Annotated in this window: 16 protein-coding genes, 1 tRNA gene, 1 other RNA gene and 1 pseudogene; 10 read left to right on the top strand and 9 right to left on the bottom strand. The window is 62.4% G+C overall.

The features are described from left to right. Nucleotides 1-50: 50 nt before the first annotated feature. The 5 genes from ABQZ00_RS03935 (at nucleotide 51) to ABQZ00_RS03915 (ending at nucleotide 4,740) form a co-directional block, all read left to right on the top strand. Complete coding sequence (locus ABQZ00_RS03935; protein WP_055849144.1) at nucleotides 51-599, top strand: Dps family protein; 549 nt, start codon at nucleotides 51-53, stop codon at nucleotides 597-599. 325 nt (nucleotides 600-924) lie between these two features. After that, nucleotides 925-2,721 carry a DNA helicase RecQ gene (recQ, locus tag ABQZ00_RS03930; protein ID WP_055849142.1) on the top strand — a complete coding sequence of 599 codons (1,797 nt, stop codon included), beginning with the start codon at nucleotides 925-927 and terminating at the stop codon, nucleotides 2,719-2,721. A gap of 137 nt (nucleotides 2,722-2,858) precedes the next feature. Beyond that, nucleotides 2,859-3,341 (top strand): hypothetical protein, encoded by a 483-nt coding sequence (locus ABQZ00_RS03925; protein ID WP_055849139.1) that lies wholly within the window; start codon nucleotides 2,859-2,861, stop codon nucleotides 3,339-3,341. Between the two features lie 78 nt (nucleotides 3,342-3,419). Further along, a complete protein-coding gene (locus tag ABQZ00_RS03920) occupies nucleotides 3,420-3,824 on the top strand; it encodes a response regulator (protein WP_323537536.1) in 405 nt (134 codons plus the stop codon). Between the two features lie 157 nt (nucleotides 3,825-3,981). Next, nucleotides 3,982-4,740 (top strand): hypothetical protein, encoded by a 759-nt coding sequence (locus ABQZ00_RS03915; RefSeq protein WP_238691821.1) that lies wholly within the window; start codon nucleotides 3,982-3,984, stop codon nucleotides 4,738-4,740. 1,218 nt (nucleotides 4,741-5,958) lie between these two features. On the opposite strand, the gene ABQZ00_RS03910 is transcribed toward ABQZ00_RS03915, so the two are convergent. Then, entirely contained in the window at nucleotides 5,959-6,669 is a 711-nt protein-coding gene (locus ABQZ00_RS03910; RefSeq protein ID WP_323537537.1) for an rRNA pseudouridine synthase, read from the bottom strand. A 223-nt stretch (nucleotides 6,670-6,892) separates the two neighbouring features. Between ABQZ00_RS03910 and ABQZ00_RS03905 the strand changes: the two genes are divergently transcribed. The 3 genes from ABQZ00_RS03905 to ABQZ00_RS03895 all read left to right on the top strand — a co-directional run bounded on the left by ABQZ00_RS03905 (nucleotide 6,893) and on the right by ABQZ00_RS03895 (nucleotide 11,825). Then, nucleotides 6,893-7,099: a hypothetical protein gene (locus tag ABQZ00_RS03905; protein ID WP_115513613.1), complete on the top strand. Its 207-nt coding sequence runs from the start codon at nucleotides 6,893-6,895 to the stop codon at nucleotides 7,097-7,099. Between the two features lie 635 nt (nucleotides 7,100-7,734). Continuing rightward, the gene (locus ABQZ00_RS03900; RefSeq protein WP_323537538.1) at nucleotides 7,735-9,903 is read left to right on the top strand and encodes a methyl-accepting chemotaxis protein; all 2,169 of its coding nucleotides are present in this window, start codon (nucleotides 7,735-7,737) and stop codon (nucleotides 9,901-9,903) included. A gap of 665 nt (nucleotides 9,904-10,568) precedes the next feature. Continuing rightward, the gene (locus tag ABQZ00_RS03895; RefSeq protein WP_323537539.1) at nucleotides 10,569-11,825 is read left to right on the top strand and encodes a lipase family protein; all 1,257 of its coding nucleotides are present in this window, start codon (nucleotides 10,569-10,571) and stop codon (nucleotides 11,823-11,825) included. 72 nt (nucleotides 11,826-11,897) lie between these two features. On the opposite strand, the gene ABQZ00_RS03890 is transcribed toward ABQZ00_RS03895, so the two are convergent. Next, nucleotides 11,898-12,248, bottom strand: a complete 351-nt coding sequence (locus ABQZ00_RS03890; RefSeq protein WP_323537540.1) for a response regulator — start codon at nucleotides 12,246-12,248, stop codon at nucleotides 11,898-11,900. Further along, nucleotides 12,245-13,252 (bottom strand): sensor histidine kinase, encoded by a 1,008-nt coding sequence (locus ABQZ00_RS03885; RefSeq protein ID WP_323537541.1) that lies wholly within the window; start codon nucleotides 13,250-13,252, stop codon nucleotides 12,245-12,247. Before ABQZ00_RS03885 ends, ABQZ00_RS03890 begins: the two co-directional genes overlap by 4 nt. Nucleotides 13,253-13,700: 448 nt before the next feature. On the opposite strand from ABQZ00_RS03885, the gene ABQZ00_RS03880 reads away from it, so the two are divergent. After that, a complete protein-coding gene (locus tag ABQZ00_RS03880) occupies nucleotides 13,701-14,012 on the top strand; it encodes a hypothetical protein (RefSeq protein ID WP_323518460.1) in 312 nt (103 codons plus the stop codon). A gap of 208 nt (nucleotides 14,013-14,220) precedes the next feature. Here ABQZ00_RS03880 and ABQZ00_RS03875 read toward each other — a convergent pair whose 3' ends face one another. Genes ABQZ00_RS03875 through ABQZ00_RS03865 form a run of 3 tightly spaced genes read right to left on the bottom strand, consistent with a single transcriptional unit; the run spans nucleotide 14,221 to nucleotide 17,070 of the window. Continuing rightward, entirely contained in the window at nucleotides 14,221-16,137 is a 1,917-nt protein-coding gene (locus tag ABQZ00_RS03875) for an XVIPCD domain-containing protein (RefSeq protein ID WP_323537542.1), read from the bottom strand. 15 nt (nucleotides 16,138-16,152) lie between these two features. Continuing rightward, entirely contained in the window at nucleotides 16,153-16,800 is a 648-nt protein-coding gene (locus tag ABQZ00_RS03870; RefSeq protein ID WP_323537543.1) for a hypothetical protein, read from the bottom strand. Nucleotides 16,801-16,857: 57 nt separating this feature from the next. Continuing rightward, complete coding sequence (locus tag ABQZ00_RS03865; RefSeq protein ID WP_349775715.1) at nucleotides 16,858-17,070, bottom strand: Com family DNA-binding transcriptional regulator; 213 nt, start codon at nucleotides 17,068-17,070, stop codon at nucleotides 16,858-16,860. 87 nt (nucleotides 17,071-17,157) lie between these two features. On the opposite strand from ABQZ00_RS03865, the pseudogene ABQZ00_RS03860 reads away from it, so the two are divergent. Further along, nucleotides 17,158-17,298 (top strand): annotated as a pseudogene (locus ABQZ00_RS03860) (integrase); the annotation flags it as partial. Nucleotides 17,299-17,420: 122 nt separating this feature from the next. On the opposite strand, the gene ABQZ00_RS03855 reads toward ABQZ00_RS03860, so the two are convergent. The 3 genes from ABQZ00_RS03855 to ABQZ00_RS03845 all read right to left on the bottom strand — a co-directional run bounded on the left by ABQZ00_RS03855 (nucleotide 17,421) and on the right by ABQZ00_RS03845 (nucleotide 18,781). After that, nucleotides 17,421-17,496 (bottom strand) — tRNA-Lys (locus ABQZ00_RS03855). A gap of 47 nt (nucleotides 17,497-17,543) precedes the next feature. Further along, nucleotides 17,544-18,218, bottom strand: coding sequence for a 7-cyano-7-deazaguanine synthase QueC (queC, locus tag ABQZ00_RS03850; RefSeq protein WP_323537545.1), 675 nt, complete (start codon nucleotides 18,216-18,218; stop codon nucleotides 17,544-17,546). Between the two features lie 486 nt (nucleotides 18,219-18,704). Beyond that, a non-coding RNA gene (locus tag ABQZ00_RS03845) (sX9 sRNA) lies at nucleotides 18,705-18,781 on the bottom strand. Nucleotides 18,782-18,833: the final 52 nt, after the last annotated feature.

The raw sequence follows: 18,833 nt of genomic DNA, 5'->3' as shown, positions 1-18,833 counted from the left end.
GACGCCATATCTGTTCCATCAGACATCCACTTCCTCAGAAGGGCCATCCCATGTCCAAGAAAAAGAACGCCAACAAGCCCGTCGTGATCAACGATGCCCTGCCGGTCGCTGCCGCGTCGGCGCCGCATATCGATATCGGGATCAAGGACGGCGATCGCAAGAAGATCTCCGACGGCCTGGCCCGCTACATGGCTGACGCCTTCACGTTGTATCTGAAGACCCACAACTTCCATTGGAACGTCACCGGGTCGATGTTCAACTCGCTGCACACCATGTTCGAAACCCAATACACCGAGCAGTGGGCCGCGCTGGACGAAGTGGCCGAGCGCATCCGCGCCCTGGGCTATAACGCACCGGGCTCCTACAGCGAGTTCGTCGCATTGACCTCGATTCCGGAAGAGCCGGGCCTGAGCGACAGCGCCGACTGGCGGGAGATGGTGCGCCAGCTGGTCAGCGGCAACGAAGCGCTCTGCCGCACCGCGCGCAAGGTGCTGGGCACCGCCGACGACGCCGGCGACGACCCGACCGTGGACCTGCTGACCCAGCGTCTGCAGACCCACGAAAAGTACGCCTGGATGCTGCGCTCGCTGCTGCAGTAACCCCTTGGGCTTCGCCCCTGCGGGTTTGCCCAAGGTTTCGCCGCGCCGAAACCTTGGGCGCCTGCTCACTGCCTGCCACACCCCGCGCCTTCGGCGAGCCCCCTGACTCAAGGGGCTCTGTGTGCTGTCAGTTGTTGAGCCCCTCTCCCTCCGGGAGAGGGGTTGGGGTGAGGGTACGGTGCGAAGCTTCATCCAGCTCAACCTCACAAGACCTCACACACCGCTGATCAACCGCCCTCACCTCGCGGCGTTCCCCGACCAGCCAGTACGCAACACTGCCGGCATGACACCGACCAGGGCTTGACCCGCACGGTATCCTAAGCGGATGTCTTCCCCCGCCCACGAACTGCTCAGCCGCGTCTTCGGTTACGACGACTTCCGCGGCCCGCAACAAGCCATTGTCGAACACGTCGCTGCCGGCAACGACGCCCTGGTACTGATGCCCACCGGCGGCGGCAAGTCGCTGTGCTATCAGGTGCCAGCGCTGTTGCGCGACGGCATCGGCATCGTGGTGTCGCCATTGATCGCGCTGATGCAGGACCAGGTCGAAGCCCTGCGCCAGCTGGGCGTGCGCGCCGAATTCCTCAACTCCACGCTGGATGCGGAAAACGCGCAACGGGTCGAACGCGCCCTGCTGTCAGGCGATCTGGATCTGCTCTACGTCGCACCGGAGCGCCTGTTGACCCAGCGCTTCCTGTCGTTGCTGGAACGCAGCCGCATCGCGCTGTTCGCCATCGACGAAGCGCATTGCGTGTCGCAATGGGGCCACGACTTCCGCCCCGAATATCGCCAGCTCACCGTGCTGCACGAGCGCTGGCCGCACATCCCGCGCATGGCCTTGACCGCCACCGCCGACCCGCCCACCCAGCGCGAGATCGCCGAGCGTCTGGATCTGGTGGACGCACGCCACTTCGTCAGCTCCTTTGACCGCCCCAACATCCGCTACACCGTGGTGCAGAAGGACAACGCGCGCAAACAGCTGCAGGAGTTCCTCACCCGCCATCGCGGCTCGGCCGGCATCGTCTATGCAATGTCGCGGCGCAAGGTCGAAGAAACCGCCCAGCAGCTGTGCGCGCAAGGCTTCAACGCCCTGCCCTATCACGCTGGCCTGCCCGCCGAAGTGCGTGCGCAGAATCAGCGCCGCTTCCTGCGTGAGGACGGCATCATCATGACCGCCACGATTGCCTTTGGCATGGGGATCGACAAGCCGGACGTGCGCTTCGTGGCGCATGTGGACCTGCCCAAATCGCTGGAGGGCTACTACCAGGAAACCGGCCGCGCCGGCCGCGATGGCGACCCGGCCGAAGCCTGGCTCTGCTACGGCCTGGGCGATGTGGTGCTGCTCAAGCAGATGATCGAACAGGGCGAGGCGGCCGAAGAGCGCAAGCGCCTGGAACGCGCCAAGCTCGATCACCTGCTCGGCTACTGCGAATCCATGCAGTGCCGCCGTCAGGTACTGCTGGCAGGCTTCGGCGAGACCTATCCCAAACCCTGTGGCAACTGCGACAACTGCCTGACCCCGGCAGCGGCGTGGGATGCCACGGTGGCCTCGCAGAAAGCGCTGAGCTGCGTGTACCGCAGCGGGCAGCGCTTCGGTGTCGGTCACCTGCTCGACATCCTGCGCGGCAGCGAGAACGAGCGCATCAAACAGCTTGGTCACGATCAACTGAGCACCTACGGCATCGGCCGCGACCTGGACGAGCGCACCTGGCGCGGCGTGTTCCGCCAGCTGGTGGCGGCCAGCCTGCTGGAAGTCGACAGCGAGGGCCACGGCGGCCTGCGCCTGACCGACGCCAGCCGCCAGGTGCTCAAGGGCGAGCGTCAGGTGATGATGCGCCGCGAGAACCCGGCCGCCGGACGGGATCGCGGCGCGCAGCGCACCGGCCTGCCGGTGCAGCCGCAGGATCTGGTGTTGTTCAACGCGCTGCGCGGTTTGCGCGCGGAACTGGCCAAGGAACAGAACGTGCCGGCCTTCGTGATCTTCCACGACAGCACGCTGCGCAATATCGCCGAGCAACGGCCCACCAGCATCGATGCGTTATCCCGGGTTGGCGGCATCGGTGGCGGCAAACTGGCCCGCTATGGTGCGCAGCTGATCGAGATCGTGCGCGAGCAAGGCTGATGCAACAGCGTGTGTCAGCGCCATGCCTGTCGCGACACAACAATCGGCCGAATCGACAGCGCGCATTCAATCAGCCGTTGCTAGTTTCACAAGGCGAGCTGGCACGCGCTGCCAGTCATTCCTATAGAGTCGAACCGATGAAACGCAGCCTGCTTCTCCTGGCCACTCTATTTGCCGCCGGTGGCGCGCTCGCCCAGACCGGCGATGTCAGCGCCGAACCGGCCACCGCCCGCTCGCTGGACCTGAGCGTCCCCCAGGCACCTCTCCAATACCGCTCCGACCCGGAGTACAGCACCGACCCGCCCGGCACGTTTTACGGCGACAAGAGCGGCCCCCGCCCGGCGCTGGCACGCCCCAGCGCCGCATCGATCGCGGCCGAACGCGCCGAGCAATGCCAGGGCAAGCTGCATGGTGCGGTCGAGACCGGTATGGGCTATTCCAACCGCGGCGGCAACAGCAACTGGCAGGCGGTCAATTTGAATTCCTGCAAGACCTATTACGACGACGACGGCAAGGCGCATCAGATCGGCGTCAGCATCAGCGTCGGCCGCGGCGAAGGCCCGGTGTTCGGCCCACGCTACGCACCCGGCGGTTATGGCCCGGGCCCGTTCGGCTGGTAACCATACGGCTCCGTCTGCGTTGACGGGGGGTTCACTGCCGCATCGCTGAAAATGTGGCTTGCCTTACGAGACGTGCTCATGTCACAGAACAAGGAACGGCCAGTTGTATTCGTCGTTGAAGACGGCGACGGCACCCGACAACTCAGCTGCCTTGTCCTGGAAAGTTACGGCTTTACCTGCCGCAGCGCCGGATCGGTCGAAGAAGCCCTGACCCTGATCGACAGCGACCCGCGCGTCGATGTGTTGTTTTCCGATATCCATTTCCCCGGCGGCCTGACCGGCGTGGATCTTGCGTTGAAGACCGCGTATGCGCCATACAACCTGCCCGTGCTGCTGACCTCCGGTCTGGCGGTGGAGTACGTGGAAGAGATCCTGCCTGACGGCGTGGCCTTCCTGGAAAAGCCCTACACCCCCGAACAACTGCTCACCGCGATCCGCAGCGTGATGGCGAAACGCCGCGTACTCGCCACCCCAAGCGTGTAACGCAGACGGCCGCAGCTGGACGGCGGCCCACAATCCCGGTATGAAATGCCAGCCGTCGCGCGATGCGGCGGCAACGGGGATTGATCACGACATAGCTGTGCCAAGGCCGCGGTGCAATGCCCGCCTGGTGCCGCTGTGCTTTACGCCAGGGGACAACATGAAACAGCTAGTAACCGCAGCCATTGCCATGGCTGCGTTGAGTGGTTGCGCAACGGTGATGAACGACGCGACCCAGCCGATACGCGTCGATACCAAGACCGCCGACGGCCAAACCGTCACCGGCGCCGACTGCGCCATCGGCAACGACAAGGGGCGCGTCACCCTGAAGTCCGGCCAGACCGCACAGGTGCGCCGGTCCGCGCACGATCTGGAGGTCACCTGCGTGCTGCCCGGTCAGCGCGATGCGGCGGGCCGCTCCATCTCGCGTGCCAACATGGGCATCTGGGGCAACATCCTGATCGGCGGCGCAATCGGCGCCATCGTCGACCACAACAAGGGCACCGGCTACACCTACCCGAGCTGGATCCAGCTGGTGTTCGGGCAGACGCTGAGCTTCGACCGCCGTCGCGAGGAACGTGGGCAGCCACTGCAAGGCGAGACCGCGCAAGGCGGTGTGGTGGCGGCAAGCGGCCGCACGCACAACGAAGCGGTGACAACGCCGCTGGCAAGCGATGCCCCCACCGTCGCGCCTGCCCGCGTTGCGGCATCGCCCGGCGTCGCTGCGGCTTCGACGACGCCTGCAGGCCCGGCGATGTCGAGCGAATCGTCCATGGCACGCGCCCAAAGCATCAGCAGCGGTTTGAACTGCGGCCCGGTGCAGGCGGCTGGCCCCACCCGCTTCACTGCGACCTGCCAGAGTGGCAGCACGGTGCAGATCGATTGCGCCGGCTTCCGCTGCACGCCCGCCTTTCAGTGACCTCCGGCGACTGCGCTCCGCTGCGAGCGCAGTCGCACCAGCATGGTTGTCGGGAACACCCCGACAGCCTGTGGGCGCGCCCCCGATTTACGTGATGCGCGTCTCATTTAAACTGCAACCACCGGACGCGAGGCCTGTTGGGCCGCTCAACTCGCGAGGTGCTGAGCACGCCCCTGCCGGACATGATTGATGCAGACCTGCCGTGGCGCAGTGCTGTCTTGCATCGGCCAACGCGTTCGTCAGACCGTTGCGACGCAATGAGCGCGCTCCGTCGGCTTTTCATCTGTTTGCCTGCGCGCGTCGTTTCCGTGTGCCAACAGTTGCGTCTGCTAATGGAGACGTACACTCCACTGGATGTCGCGAAGCGCGTCCAGCGATGCGAACGCATCATTGCTGCAGTCGACACACGTGGCAACCATCGCTGGTCTGCTGACTGATCCAATCGATCTCGTCTGCTGGCCGATCTCATTGGCGCAGTACGCACCCTGCTCGCGCCTGCGTCGCACGGTTCAAATGTCGCTGGCTGCTGGTCGCAATAGCGCAGTTGCTGACACGTCTGTCTGAAGTTGGTTGACCTGCGATGGCTCTGACTGCGCGCGTGGCCTCCGTGCTAGTTGCACCAAACGCCGCAGAGCAAGCGCCTCCGCTGCAGCAATGCATTCCGAGCCGCACGACAGTGCTCCCGGCCTTCGAGATAGATACGCATGCGTCGATGCATGCGTGCTTGCATTGATGCGTGCTTGCAAGCAAGCAAGCATGCGCATTTCACGCGATCACGCAGACCGCTCGCTAGGCTAACGCCAGTGCAGCGCTTCGCTGCAATGACTTTCAGGAGATTTTCATGGGCGACAACGCGTTTCTGACACCGGCATTCGCCATCTTGGTCATTGGGATCATCGCCGTCGTGTTCTGGCTGGTGACCCGCGCCAAGAAAAGGCGCAACAAGAAGTAAGCGAATCGGGCGTCCGTCTGCGACGTCATTGCGCGGTGCGCATCGCTCCGTGCGATGCGGCCGATCGGGCGTCGGCCGACGTGAGTCGGCGCGTGCTTGGTACACGCCTCATGATTTCAGATGTCGACATCGCGGAGGCCGCAGCAAAGACGCTTGGTTGCCTTACAGCAATCCGCGTTTGCCGAAACGCATCGCTGTGTCGATGCGGCCACCGTGGTCAAGTGCGCTGCGTGCAGACACCTTATGCGCACTGACCAATACGTCTCTTAGAAACGTTCGCCCGACGGCAGATAACGCCACTGGCCGATGGCCAGCTTGCCCAGCGACACGCGGCCCACGCGCAGCCGGCGGATGCTCACCACGTCCAGCCCCACCTCGCCGCACATGTAGCGCAGTTGGCCTGGCTGCACATGCTTGATCGCAAAGCGCAGCCGCTCTTCGTTCTGCCAGCTTACCTTGCACGACGGCAGGCTGCGCTGCTGATATACCAGACCGTGCGCCAGACGCGCCATGCCATACGGGCGCAGCTCGCCGCGCACTTCCACTAAAAATTCCTGTTCGATCGAGCTGGCGTCGGCCGTCAGCCTGCGCAATACGCGCCCGTCCTGGCTCAACACCAGCAAGCCGCTGGCGTCGTCTTCCAGCGGCAGCGGCGCGCTGAGGCGCAAAAAATGCCGCTTGAGCACGCGCAACTCGGCGTTGTCCAGCTCGCTCCGGCTTGCCGGGTTGGCCAGCGCCAGCGCAGCGTCGGCGGTCATGCCTGCCGGCTTGTGCAAGAGCAAGGTGGCAGGTTCGGCAGGTTCAAGCACTGCATCCGGTGCAAGCGTCACCTGCACGGCGGTTGCCAGGGCCTGCGGTTCTTCGACAACGACCCCGTCCACGCTGACCCAGCCACCCTCGATGTACTGCTGCGCCTCGCCACGCGAGCAGCCGAACTGCGCGGCAACGCATTTATCGAGACGAATGGGATCGGACATCGGGCAAGCTCAGCATCAGAGCACGGCAGTGTACGTGCTGGGTCGCCGAATGCGTGAGGCGAGCGCCATTCCAGTCACCCGCTCCACAGGCCGGCCACGCCACAAAAACCGCAAGGACGCTGCGGCACTGCCTGGGGTCACCCCACCGACGCGCCTTCATCCATGCATGCTTCTGCCCAGCAACACAAAGTGGGAAACTCAGCGCTCACACAGGAGCTCGCAGATGTTCATCAAGTTCGGCACCACCCGGGTCCGCGTCACCCATATCTCCGTCATCAGCGATCCGTTCAACGCCGGCGAAAGCTTCGGCTCGTATTGCCACTCGGTCCGGGTCGGCATGATCTCTGGCGAAGAGGTCTTCGCGCGGTTCAATAGCGAGTCCGATGCACGACAGCTGCACGCCGACGTGCTGGCTGCGCTGGAAGGCTGATGCAGGTTGGTAGCGCGGCGCGCGTGCTTGGCTGCTGAGGTTCGCCTCGTCACCAGATGCAGTGCACGCTGCCGACACTGCTTCACGCGCACGCAGTGCCCTGCACTGCGGGGCACTGGCGCAACATCGATCGACGCAGGTTGACCGCATCTCTAGCTGACGCTCCAGCGAATCTGTGCAAGGTCCGTTGCAGGTGGTAGGCAAGACGCAATCCGAGGCATTTCCCCCGCGCGTCACGCGCGGCATAACGAGCGTTCTGCAAGTGACACGCATCGATCTAGTCAGACGTTACAAGCGCGACTAACAAATGGCGCGCGCGATCAGTGATCGATGCGGATTCCTGCACATACGCTGCGACGACATGCGTATTGCGCGCTTATTTTCAGCATCGGCAACATCTATTTAACGTGCACGCAAAAGCGGCGTTAGCTGCGCTCCATGCCTCTGACGCCATCAAGATGTCAGGCGCCGATGGACAGCTGTCGGGGAATCTCTTCCGCGCAATGAATCCGCTGTAACTATTACAGAACGGAAGGCTTTAGCACACCCGTCTCCAGCCGCTAGCTGGGCAAGAGGCTTGAGTGGATGCACCCCGCATCCACTGGCCCCTTCAGCTGCGCTAACTGGATGCGGTTATGAACGATTATTTGCAACGCTTCAATGTCGGCCGTCGCTTGGGCATGGCTTTCGGCATTTTGATTCTCTTGTCGGGTCTGCTTGTGGCGACCGGCCTGATCACCATGTCCAACGCCCGCTACGAGCTGGATACCATCGTCAACAACAACATGGAGCGGATTCGCCTCTCGAGCGACATGCTCGATGCCAATACCAACGTGGCGATCGGCCTGCGCGACATCGTGATGGTGTCGGGCGATGCAGCAAACCGCCGCGCAATGGAGATGGTCCAAAACAATCGCGCGCGTTACAAGGAATCTCACGCTGCACTGGCGGCCATGCCCAGCAGCGACGTAGAAAAGGCTGCGCTCAAGCTGGTGCAGGAAAAACGCGACATCTCGGTCAAGTTCAACAACCAGATTCTCGACTACGGCATCCATGACCAGAACCAGGAAGCCCTGGGCTTGTTGCAAGGTGCGGCCGCCACTGCGATGAATGAGCAGCAGGCCGCCATTCGCGACAACGCCGCGTTGGAGCGGCGCCTCAGCAAGGAAGCATATGCCGCGGCCGTGCAATCCATGCATCGCGGCAAGGTCATCCTGGCAAGTGGCGGCATCGCGGCATTGGTGATCAGCACCTTGCTGGCGTGGTTGATCACGCGCAGCCTGACCACACCATTGAGCCAGGCCACACGCACCGCCGAAGCCATCGCCGCCGGCAACCTGCACAACGACGTCCACACCACCGCCACCGACGAAACCGGCCGTTTGCTGCAGGCCATGGACAAGATGCAACTGCAGGTGCGCAACCTGATCGCTGCACAGACCGATATGGCCAGGCATCACGACGCCGGCACGATCAGCTTCCGCATCGATGCTTCGGCATTCCCCGGCGACTACGGCCGCATGGCCAATGACACCAATCTGCTGGTGGCCTCGCACGTTGCCGTGCAGACCGATCTGGCACGCATCATGGGCCGCTATGCGGTTGGCGAACTATCCGAAGACATGCAGCCGTTGCCCGGTGAAAAAGCGGTGTTCAGCGACACCATGTCGCAGGTCAAGCTCAACCTCTCGGCGATGAATCACGAGATCAAGCATCTGGCGCAGTCGGCCGCCAACGGCGACTTCAGCGCGCGCGGCGATGTCGAGCGTTTTCAATTCGACTTCCGCATCATGGTCGAAAGCCTCAATCATTTGATGTCCACCGCCGACGGCAACCTGCAGTCGTTGTCGTCGTTGCTGCAATCGATCGCCGCCGGCGACCTCACCGCACGCATGAGCGGCGACTTCCGTGGCGTGTTTGCGCAAATGCGCGACGACGCCAATGCCACCGCCAGCCAGCTGGCGCAGATCGTCGGCAACATTCAGCAGTCGGCGGTATCGATCAACGCGGCTGCCAGCGAGATCGCGGCCGGCAACCAGGATCTGTCGCAACGCACCGAGCAACAGGCGGCCAATCTCGAAGAGACCGCAGCGTCGATGGAAGAACTGACATCCACCGTCAAACAGAATGCCGAGGGCGCACGCCAGGCCAATCAGCTGGCGATCGGTGCCGCACGCGTTGCCTCGCAAGGTGGCGAGGTTGTGGGCAAGGTCGTCGACACCATGAGCGGTATCGAAGCGTCGTCCAAGAAGATCGCCGACATCATCAGCGTCATCGATGGCATCGCGTTCCAGACCAACATCCTCGCGCTGAACGCAGCGGTGGAAGCCGCACGTGCCGGCGAACAGGGCCGTGGCTTTGCCGTGGTCGCCTCCGAAGTGCGGACGCTTGCACAACGCTCCTCCGGTGCGGCCAAGCAGATCAAGGATCTCATCGACGACTCGGTGCAGCGTGTGGCCGATGGTTCGGCACTGGTCCACAGCGCCGGCAAGACCATGAGCGAAGTGGTCGCGAGCGTGCAACGCGTCACCGACATCATGGGCGAGATCTCCGCCGCCTCGCAGGAACAATCGGCCGGCATCGAACAGGTCAATCAGACCATCACTAACATGGACGAAACCACGCAACAAAATGCAGCGCTGGTGGAAGAAGCCACCGCCGCCGCACGCTCGATGGAAGAGCAGGCAGCGCAGCTCACCGATGCGGTGGCCATCTTCAGAATCGATGCACGGCAGGCGCAAGACACCAACATGCGTACGGCCGCTCCGGTCGCACGGCTGCTCCACAAAGTCGCCAACGCCTGATCGATCCACGCCGGCAAGTTCGCCGCGATATCTCCAGCACCGCCGCGTGCAACATGTCAGCAAAAGAGCGCCGCCTGGCGCTCTTTTGCTTTGACTATTCACGCATCACGCCATCGGCAAGCGCTTGCGCGTGACACGGGTGCGTGAGCGCGAGCGAACCTTCGCTATGGCGCATCTGCTCGACCAAGCACGCGCGCGATAGGCACTGCCTAACAACTTCGCAATGCCGCAACCGTCGACGCAACGCCTACTCCCGCTGGCGACACATGGCATCGCCCTCACTCCAGCGTGCATCACCTGCACGTCGTATCGCGCTTCGCTTATGACTTCACAAATTCGCACTCTGGTGCGCCTGCGGTACAGATGTGAACCATCATCATTACCTCATCAGTTGACCTTCGAGAAGTGGTTATTTATTTCCTATCACTGTGAACAGTCATTGCATTACAGATAGGTATTACTTAACACGCATGACTGGGACGAATGCCGTGCAGCAGAAGCCGCTGGATTGCAGGCTCCGACGCTCTCCGCCGATGGCTGCACACCCCGCACGACGACCGGCTGGCAGTGCTGCGCGCGCGACGTTCCCACCCATGCTCATTCCGACGGCTTCGACCGTCATCCCCCTGCCGCTTGCCCAGGGCGTCATGTAGCGAGGTCTTTACATGGAATTGCGAGTCAACATCGGCACGGCATTGGGCATCGCCCTGCTGGCCACCGCCGGCGCTTCGCAGGCGTCCCCCTTCGGCACCCATCCGGCCCGTGGCACGGTCTTGTCGAGCAACGTTCTGACCAGCTACACCCGCGATGCCATTGCGAACATGCTGCGCGACGACCCATCGCATGAGCAGCCCAGCTGCAACGTTCGCGTAGCGGAATTCACCTATGCCACCATCGGCGTCGAAGGCGAACCAGCCACCGCGTCGGCCGCGCTGCTGGTGCCGGGCGGGCCACAGTGCCAAGGCCCATATCCCCTGCTGGCATGGGGCGAAGGCACCCAGACGTTGCGCAGCACGGAACAGGCAAAGGACATCCGCGACGCGCGCGGTAACGACCCGTTGGTCACCCGACTTGCCAGCCAGGGCTACGTCGTCGTCGCCACCGATTATCTCGGCCTTGGCAAATCGAATTACCCCTATCACCCCTACATGCACAGCGCCTCGCAAGCCAGCGCCATGATCGATGCGATGCGCGCCGCGCGCAGCGTCCTGCGCCGTTTGAACACGCCGCTGTCGGGCAAGGTGATGCTCTCCGGCAACTCGGCCGGCGCCCACGCCGCACTGGCAACACAACGCGAGATCGAAGCGCACCTATCGCAGGAATTCAACCTGGCGGCCAGCTCGGGGATCTCCGGACCTTATGCGCTAAGCGAATCGGCATTGGACGATCTGACCGGACGTAACACCGTGGCCGAAAGCACCTTTGCCTTGGTCTTTTTGAGCTACGCAATCACCTCCATGCAGCGCACTTATCACAACGTCTATCTGGCGCCGGCGCAAACGTATCAAGACCCCTGGGCCGCACAGGTGGAAGCGTTTTTCCCCGGTACGCATAGCGTGGGCGATCTGGTCACCACGTTGCCGCCGGTCGGCAAGATCAAGGACTACTTCACCGCGGCCTTTCTTCAGGACGTCGCAAACAATCCGTTCAACCCGTTGCGGCAAGACTTGCAACGCAACGACCTGCTCGACTGGCGCCCGCGCACCCGCACCCTGCTGTGCGGCTCATCCAACGATGCGAGCGTGCCGTTCAAGAACGCCACCAGGGCGATCGACACGTTCAAGCGCAATGGCAGCAACCAGGTGACAACGCTCGATCTGGGCACGGGCAAGCGGGAAGACAACAGCGCCTTCGTGCATCTGGCAGTCGAGGAAAGCTGCATCGTGGCCGTGCGTCAGCAGTTGCTGGACCGTAGCCGCTGACCGTTGCGAACACGCGCGTCTGCGCCTTGCCACCATCCCGCAGGCAGCTGCGGGATGGTCGATCATGATTCTTTATTCAGGCCGCAGCTGCGCCAGCGCATCCTTCAGATCGCGAAACTGAAAGGGTTTTTGCAACCCATGCCGATGGCGGAACTTCTCCGGAATTCCGCTTTTCGCATATCCGGTCACGAAGATGTAAGGCACTCCGCGCGCATCGAGTTCTTCTGCGATCGGAAAGGACAACGTTCCACCCAGGTTGACGTCGAGCACGGCCAGATCCAGGTTGCCCTGCTGTACCAACGCAAGCGCGGTATCGACATCGCCTACCGTCGCAGCGATTTCGTACCCAAGCTCGGACAGACAATCTTCCAGCAGCATGGCGACCAGCGATTCGTCCTCGACCAACAACACACGCATGGTCACGGACGCACCTCGGCGAGCTCGATCGGCAGCGGAATGGAAACGCAAAAACGCACGCCCGTCGGCTCGAACGAAAGCTCTACATCACCCTTGAGGTCGTGCTTCAAACCGCGTTCCAACATGCGCGACCCAAAGCCCTTACGCGTGGGCGGTTGCACAGCAGGGCCACCGGACTCCTGCCAGATCAGCTCAAGCATCTCTTGGCCGCCTTGGGTGTGGCGTTTCCACGCAATCTGCACAACCCCCTCGGCCGACGACAGCGCGCCATATTTGAGGGCATTGGTGCACAGCTCATGCAGCGCCATCGAGAGCGCCAACGCGCGCCGCGGATCGAGACGGCAGGAATCGCCCAGCAGCGTAAAGCGCTGACTGTCGCGCGGTGCGTGCAGCGCCGCCGCATCGCGGGTCAGCTCCAAAATATCTGCACTGACCCAGTTCTCCCGGGTCAGCGTGTCGTGCGCACGCGACAGCGCGAGCAGACGCGCATCGATTTTTTCCTGCGCATCGGCAAGGCTATCGGCATTGTTGAACGACTGACGCGCCAACGACTGCACCATCACCAACGAATTCTTGACCCGATGGTTGAGCTCGTTGATCAACAACTGCAGATGCTGCTCGTGCTGTTTGTGCTCGGTGATGTCGCGCGTGGCGCCGGCGATTGCCTCGACGTTGCCATCCGGCCCGAACACCGGCGTAAAGATGTAATCGTAGACCCGCAATCCCTTGACCGTGTGCGGAAACGGCACCTCGCCCCGAATCGGCTGACGCGTGGCAATGACGCGCTCGATCTCCTCGTCATGCATCGCGGCATGCCACGGCTCATAGCCCAGTTCCAGGCACGTCTTGCCGCACGCGTCTTCCCAGCGCATGCCCCACATCGTCAATAGCGCATGGTTGGCGTAGACGAAGCGATGCTGGGTGTCGAACACGTATAGAAGGTCCGGCGTGGCCTGTAGCAAAGCCTCGTAAATACGCGACTTTGCGGCGTCTTCCTGATACTCGGCCATTCCCGTCATGGTCCTGAAGTTGGATCGCACAATAGAACGATTGCCGTGAACGCTCGATCATGCCGGCACCGGGATCTTGCCCACCCCAAAATGCATACCTGCCGCGCGCCTTATGCCCGGCGAATCAGACAGATACGACAACTGCCGCGAAGCGGCCCCGACCAATGCTTGCGCCGGCATCGCTGTGCCAGAGGTTGCACGCACTGAGGGTTGGCGCGACCTCCACAACACCTTCGCCCTGCAATCCAGCTAGTTGAAAGGTCTGACGGATCAGCACCTGGACGCCCGGACGCGGCGGCTTGCGCTGCGATCGCCGTCGGGCGATGAACCCCGGAATAACCCATTCGATTCGCAAACCCACGGTCACCGGGGCGTCTTATGCGCACCGTAGCCTCCCGCCAAAAGTGACCAACACCCCCACCCTTCCATCACTCGAATCGGCCAGACCATGTCTTCGTTCTCGCGCAAAAACTCCCTTCACACCTCGATGCTGGCGTTCGCAATCATCCTCTGCTCCAGCGTGGCCACGACTGCCGCCGCAACATCGCTGCATGTCGTCTCCCGCACCGAGCAGATGACATCGTTCACCCACACCGGGCCGAGCAGGACCGAGGTGTTCAATCAGCAATGGGCGGACAGCGCCGCGCAATGCCGCGACACGTTTCCGCAGACCACCTCGGTGCAGCTCGGCCAGGTCAATACGCGTGCGATCAACGCAAAGACCTTCAAGGTCACCGGCAAGTGGATCTGCAGGGGCTGATCGCCGCGGCCGGCGAGCAGTGCTGATTGAAGAGTCAGCCTGCTTCAGGCGTAATCCCCAGTCGAAAAAAAGATCACGCAACTTTTCACTGGGGCGCCGTGAAATCATTCATAGAGCTGCTTTCAGCAGCAAGTTCCCAGCCAGCGAAGGCGATCTTCAAGACGGGATACGACGAAAGAGAGCAGGCAATACGGCAGCTTGACGAGGCTTACATAGTCGGTCCGGTCTGTGCAGGATCGCCCATCCCACGTGTCAACTCCTGCTGCTGGGTCAACTCTCTCTGCTGCGCGATCGCCCGATTGGCAGCCAGCAGCTTCTGATCCGACTGCTCCACCGGAATATTGATGGCCTGATCAAGCTGCACATGTGCCCGCCTGTGAGCGGGATCATCCTGCCGACCTTCCACAGCGAAAAGATTGCCGTTCCTGCCCATCACGACTAGGTCAACTCGGCTCAGCTCATTTCCCGCCAGTGAATAGTCGGGCTTGTCCGGATACGCGTCGCGGTTGTCCTTGCAGGCGGCCAACAGGCTTCGATTAACCCGCTCGCTCATCTCGTCCCAGGGCTTGCCCACACTCTCTTCGATTTTGCGCACGCCGCTACGGATCTGCTCTAGCATGTCGTGATTGGGATGAGCCGCGTCGTCTGGACTCAGCGGTCTAGCTGCTGAAGGGGAAGAATGCGCACTGGCAGCAGCCGGAACGACTGGCACGTAGGTATGGTTGTGCGCAGGATTCACGCTTCCGTCCTGCGTGTGGTCGAAGTGGTGCAACGTTGCCGGCGTGGTGCTGCTGTCGTAGTAAGGCAGCGGCGCTTTGTTCGGACCACGGTCCAGGCCTTCGTTTTCGATCAGGTGCTCTCTCAGTCCGAGGCCCGCCATATCGATGGTCACCCGTGGCCTCGCACCTTGGTACTGCACATTGGCCCGATCCTCGGCTCGGGCGATCTGCTCGACAGCCCAGGTTCCGTAGTAATTTGTGTAGTCCGCAGTGGGCTGCAGATTGCCAGCTTGGTCGACGTGTTCGCCAAGTCCCACAGCGCGCTGCCCAGGCTGAGCGTACAGCGGTGAAGGCCGATCAAAGTAGTGCTGCCCCATGGCAGCGATGTTGCTTGGGGTCTGCGACAGGGAACCGTCCTGATTGAAACTGAGGCCAGGCCGCGTGATCGCCTTGGGAACCGCCGACGTGGGATCTCGCTCGATGAAATCCTCCGTTCGGCTGGTCGTCGTGGTCAACATCAAGTCCACACCGTTGGCCGTCGGATTGCCTTGCCGTTTCAAGCTCAACAGCGCATTCCACCCTGCGATTTCCGCCTTTGCCTCGTCCTCCCGCCCGGCTTGTATGTAAGCCCGCAGCTCGTTCGTGTAATCGTGGACCGGGCCCTGCACTTTCGCCTGGCGTTCGATATCCGACAAGAACGTTGCGGTCGCCTGGCTCTTCGCCGCGTGATTGAAACTATGCTGGATCTCGTGTCCCAACACGAAGGTCGTGGAATCCGCGTTGAAGCTCCCGCCAGGATTGGCAGCGGTTCTGGTTTGCAAGCCGATAGGCGGCAAGTTCATTATTTTTTGATTGCCGTCGTATGTTCCGCCGGCAGCTTGGCCCGGACCAACGAACCCGAAGCCCTCAAGGTTTGCACGTTTTGGATTGTGCGTATCTGACGCGTCAATTGTGGTCGCGACCTTCTTGATCTCGTCTGCCAAGAAGGGCGAGTTGTTGATGCTGGACTGCAGATTGCTGACCATATCCTGTGTAACAGGGTGACTGGTCCGCGCCGCATCTTGGTAGGTGCTATGGGCGAACGCGACCGACATCTGCTGGACCTGCAGCGCGCCTTTCAAGTCACTGCCTGCAGTCGTTCCAGCGGCGGGCAAGCTCGCCGTCGGCAAAGTAACCACGCCACTCTGGATGTCGTACGTCCCCACCAGGTTAGGCGCACTACTACCGGCTGACTGCAACGCAAAGCCTCGTAGGCTTCCTGCCTGTGCCTGCTGGTCAAACTGCGCCAGGAGCACGGCATCCGCGCTGATCGCGTTGCGTAGCTGTGCGACCTGGTCTTGCGTTACTCCTTGTTGCCCGGCGAACTGAGCCAATGCCGCTTCGAGCTGGGGGCTAGGGCTTGCCATGTGCTTCTTCCTTGATTAGCCCAGAGTGCTGATCGATTTGACGCACATCCGAGTGGCAGATCCGACAACGATGTTCTGCGGAACAATGGAAACAACGATGTCTCCGCCAGCCTCGCTTGTCGACGCTTTCACATAGTGCAGGTCTTCCAGCTGACCAATTGGACCGTGTGTCGGCGAACTGACGAAGCCCATGCTTTTGAGCGATTGATCGTAGTAGGCGAAATCGAGGCTGCAGACGGCACTCATGTCAGCGAAGCGATCACCCGTGTTGACGAACGTCAACTTGACCCCCTTTGAGCTGGAAGGCGACTCGGGGAAGTAATCGAATACGTAGCGCCAACCGCCCCCTAGATCACCACTCGGAAATCCGGCGCCTAGCGCGCCTGGCTCAAGCTTCAGCTCGATACCCATCACTTCCCGAACCCTATCCAGACTGATCTCGTCCCGGGATTTCAGGCCCTCGATCAGCTTTAACAGGCGCTTGCCAATCTCCTCGGCACTGAGTGCGGAATTCCTACCTGTGTCGGCCTCGTGCGTTGTCATGGTGCTGTGTTCCTTCGGAGGCGGCTGCGGAGAGTGGGCCTGGGGATGCGCACAGGCACAGAGCGCCGTACCGCAGAGGGTCGCGATGATCAGGAACGGGGCGGCTCTGCCAGGCCTCATTGACGCATTCCGTGCGGGTGAACGATGGAAACTAGCCAAGCGAGAATGAACGGCCAGTTAAGTTTTGCGGAGAGTCGACAATCGCCCTGGAGCAGCTGGTTTTTCATAGTGAGAGCCTTCTTGGATTCGCTCGCGGCGATCGGAGGTGAGGCTCTCGGCCTTCAGGTGATTGAGCGTGCCGCAACGCGGGCACTGGATCTGGATTTCATCGAAGGCGCCGGCCTTGCACAGCAGGCGGGCGCCTTCGCCACAACGGAGGTTCTTGAGCATTGCGTGGTCTTGCAGTGGGAAAGGATTACGCGGCCGCTGGCGGCGCATAGGCGGCGAAGGCGATCACCTCATCGCCCACTCAATCGTTATGGACTGAAGCACCGCGGCATCACGGATACCGAGGGCACGCTTGCCGACAAGCAGGAAGCTGCCGGCCACAGAACGCGGAGAATGACGCAACGTTATTCCCACGATGTGCCAGTGGTGAAGCCGCTTGGCCGGCCTTGATCGGCCGTGGTCTTCGACACAATTGCGGCCGAGGAACGCATCTCCGCTCAACTATTTTCCCGGCAATTTTCCCGGAGACACAAAAAAGGCGCCTACGGCGCCTTCTAAGCTGCTGATTTAGCTGGTGGGCCGTGATGGATTCGAACCATCGACCAAAAGATTAAAAGTCTTCTGCTCTACCGACTGAGCTAACGGCCCACTGACCCGACTTTGCGTCGGGGTGCGCATTCTACCCTACACAGGCGTCAAGACGAAATCGCGTAATGCGTGGGGTCCTGAACGCCGGCGTCGGCAAAGCCGGCGGCGCGCAGCCGGCAGGCGTCGCAGTGCCCGCAGGCGCGTCCGTCGGGGTCGGCGCGGTAGCAGGACACGGTGAGGCCGAAGTCCACGCCCAGGCGTACGCCTTCGCGCACGATGTCGGCCTTGCTGAGGAACTGCAGCGGTGCGTGGACGCGCAAGCCGGCGCCTTCCACGCCGGCCTTGGTGGCCAGGTTGGCCAGCACTTCGAAGGCGCGCACGAATTCGGGGCGGCAGTCCGGATAACCGGAGTAGTCCACCGCATTGACGCCGCAGAACAGGTCGCTGGCGCCGACCACTTCGGCCCAGCCGAGCGCCAGCGACAGCATGATGGTGTTGCGCGCCGGCACGTAGGTGACCGGGATGCCGTCGCCGCCGGCCTCCGGCACCTCGATGTCGTCGGTGAGCGCCGAGCCGCCGATGCTGCGCAGATCCACGTCGACCACCTTGTGCGCAACGACGCCCTGCGCCGCGGCAACGCGGACGGCCGCATCCAGTTCGGAGGTGTGACGTTGACCGTAGCGCACGCTCAGCGCGTACACGGCAAAGCCCTGCTCCTGCGCGAGCGCAATGACAGCGGCGGAGTCCATGCCTCCGGACAACAGAACGACAGCTTTTTTCATTTCAGGGCAGCATCGACTACAGAAGACGCAAAGGCTAGCAGGGTCGGCGCCGGGCCGCGATGGCGAGCGGTCTGTTTGGCACACACATCCGCCGAGACGACATGGCGCAGGCGCTGGAGACTGCTTGGTAGCCGAGATCAGAATGCGCTGGTGCATCAACAGCGCGCCGCTGGCGATGATCAATCGCGCCTCGCCTGCTTCCAGCGCCATCGCGTTGATCGACCGGCACCATCCGTCACGACGACCATGCGCGTGCGTCCATTCGGCATGCCGTTTTCCAAGCAGATTGCAGGGCGTCTGTGCGGACCACTGTCATATATCGACACGATTCAAAGCATCACCTCGCGATTGCTTCTGAAGGCACGCAAGCTGGTTGGTGCCGCGCGAGCACGGCAGACGTCGGACGTTGCTGCCGCTGTGGGATACAGCCTCCTTCCGGCCATACCCGCGCCAACGCGTCTGCAACGCAACCGGCGTACTCAGGACGGCCGACAAACCGGAGCGAGCAGTCGTCAGGTGGGTGTGGGCGACGCACTCAGAGCAGGCATGTAAGCGTGGTCGATGGCGCCCCGAGCGCCGGCCACGCCCGCCGGGCGGTGCGCGCAGTCGTTTTAC

Origin of the sequence: Xanthomonas sp. WHRI 10204, from assembly GCF_040202875.1 — a bacterium.
GTDB lineage: Bacteria > Pseudomonadota > Gammaproteobacteria > Xanthomonadales > Xanthomonadaceae > Xanthomonas.
Note: the sequence above shows the minus strand (reverse complement) of the source record. Positions and strands in the feature narration are given on the sequence as shown.

What these genes read in the sequence shown, in the direction of transcription:
- ABQZ00_RS03870 (WP_323537543.1), bottom strand. Translation starts at nt 16,800, where the DNA reads ATGAGGCCTGGCAGAGCCGCCCCGTTCCTGATCATCGCGACCCTCTGC.
- ABQZ00_RS03875 (WP_323537542.1), bottom strand. Translation starts at nt 16,137, where the DNA reads ATGGCAAGCCCTAGCCCCCAGCTCGAAGCGGCATTGGCTCAGTTCGCC.
- ABQZ00_RS03900 (WP_323537538.1), top strand. Translation starts at nt 7,735, where the DNA reads ATGAACGATTATTTGCAACGCTTCAATGTCGGCCGTCGCTTGGGCATG.
- recQ (WP_055849142.1), top strand. Translation starts at nt 925, where the DNA reads ATGTCTTCCCCCGCCCACGAACTGCTCAGCCGCGTCTTCGGTTACGAC.
- ABQZ00_RS03935 (WP_055849144.1), top strand. Translation starts at nt 51, where the DNA reads ATGTCCAAGAAAAAGAACGCCAACAAGCCCGTCGTGATCAACGATGCC.
- queC (WP_323537545.1), bottom strand. Translation starts at nt 18,218, where the DNA reads ATGAAAAAAGCTGTCGTTCTGTTGTCCGGAGGCATGGACTCCGCCGCT.
- ABQZ00_RS03910 (WP_323537537.1), bottom strand. Translation starts at nt 6,669, where the DNA reads ATGTCCGATCCCATTCGTCTCGATAAATGCGTTGCCGCGCAGTTCGGC.
- ABQZ00_RS03865 (WP_349775715.1), bottom strand. Translation starts at nt 17,070, where the DNA reads ATGCTCAAGAACCTCCGTTGTGGCGAAGGCGCCCGCCTGCTGTGCAAG.
- ABQZ00_RS03920 (WP_323537536.1), top strand. Translation starts at nt 3,420, where the DNA reads ATGTCACAGAACAAGGAACGGCCAGTTGTATTCGTCGTTGAAGACGGC.
- ABQZ00_RS03885 (WP_323537541.1), bottom strand. Translation starts at nt 13,252, where the DNA reads ATGGCCGAGTATCAGGAAGACGCCGCAAAGTCGCGTATTTACGAGGCT.
- ABQZ00_RS03925 (WP_055849139.1), top strand. Translation starts at nt 2,859, where the DNA reads ATGAAACGCAGCCTGCTTCTCCTGGCCACTCTATTTGCCGCCGGTGGC.
- ABQZ00_RS03895 (WP_323537539.1), top strand. Translation starts at nt 10,569, where the DNA reads ATGGAATTGCGAGTCAACATCGGCACGGCATTGGGCATCGCCCTGCTG.
- ABQZ00_RS03880 (WP_323518460.1), top strand. Translation starts at nt 13,701, where the DNA reads ATGTCTTCGTTCTCGCGCAAAAACTCCCTTCACACCTCGATGCTGGCG.
- ABQZ00_RS03915 (WP_238691821.1), top strand. Translation starts at nt 3,982, where the DNA reads ATGAAACAGCTAGTAACCGCAGCCATTGCCATGGCTGCGTTGAGTGGT.
- ABQZ00_RS03905 (WP_115513613.1), top strand. Translation starts at nt 6,893, where the DNA reads ATGTTCATCAAGTTCGGCACCACCCGGGTCCGCGTCACCCATATCTCC.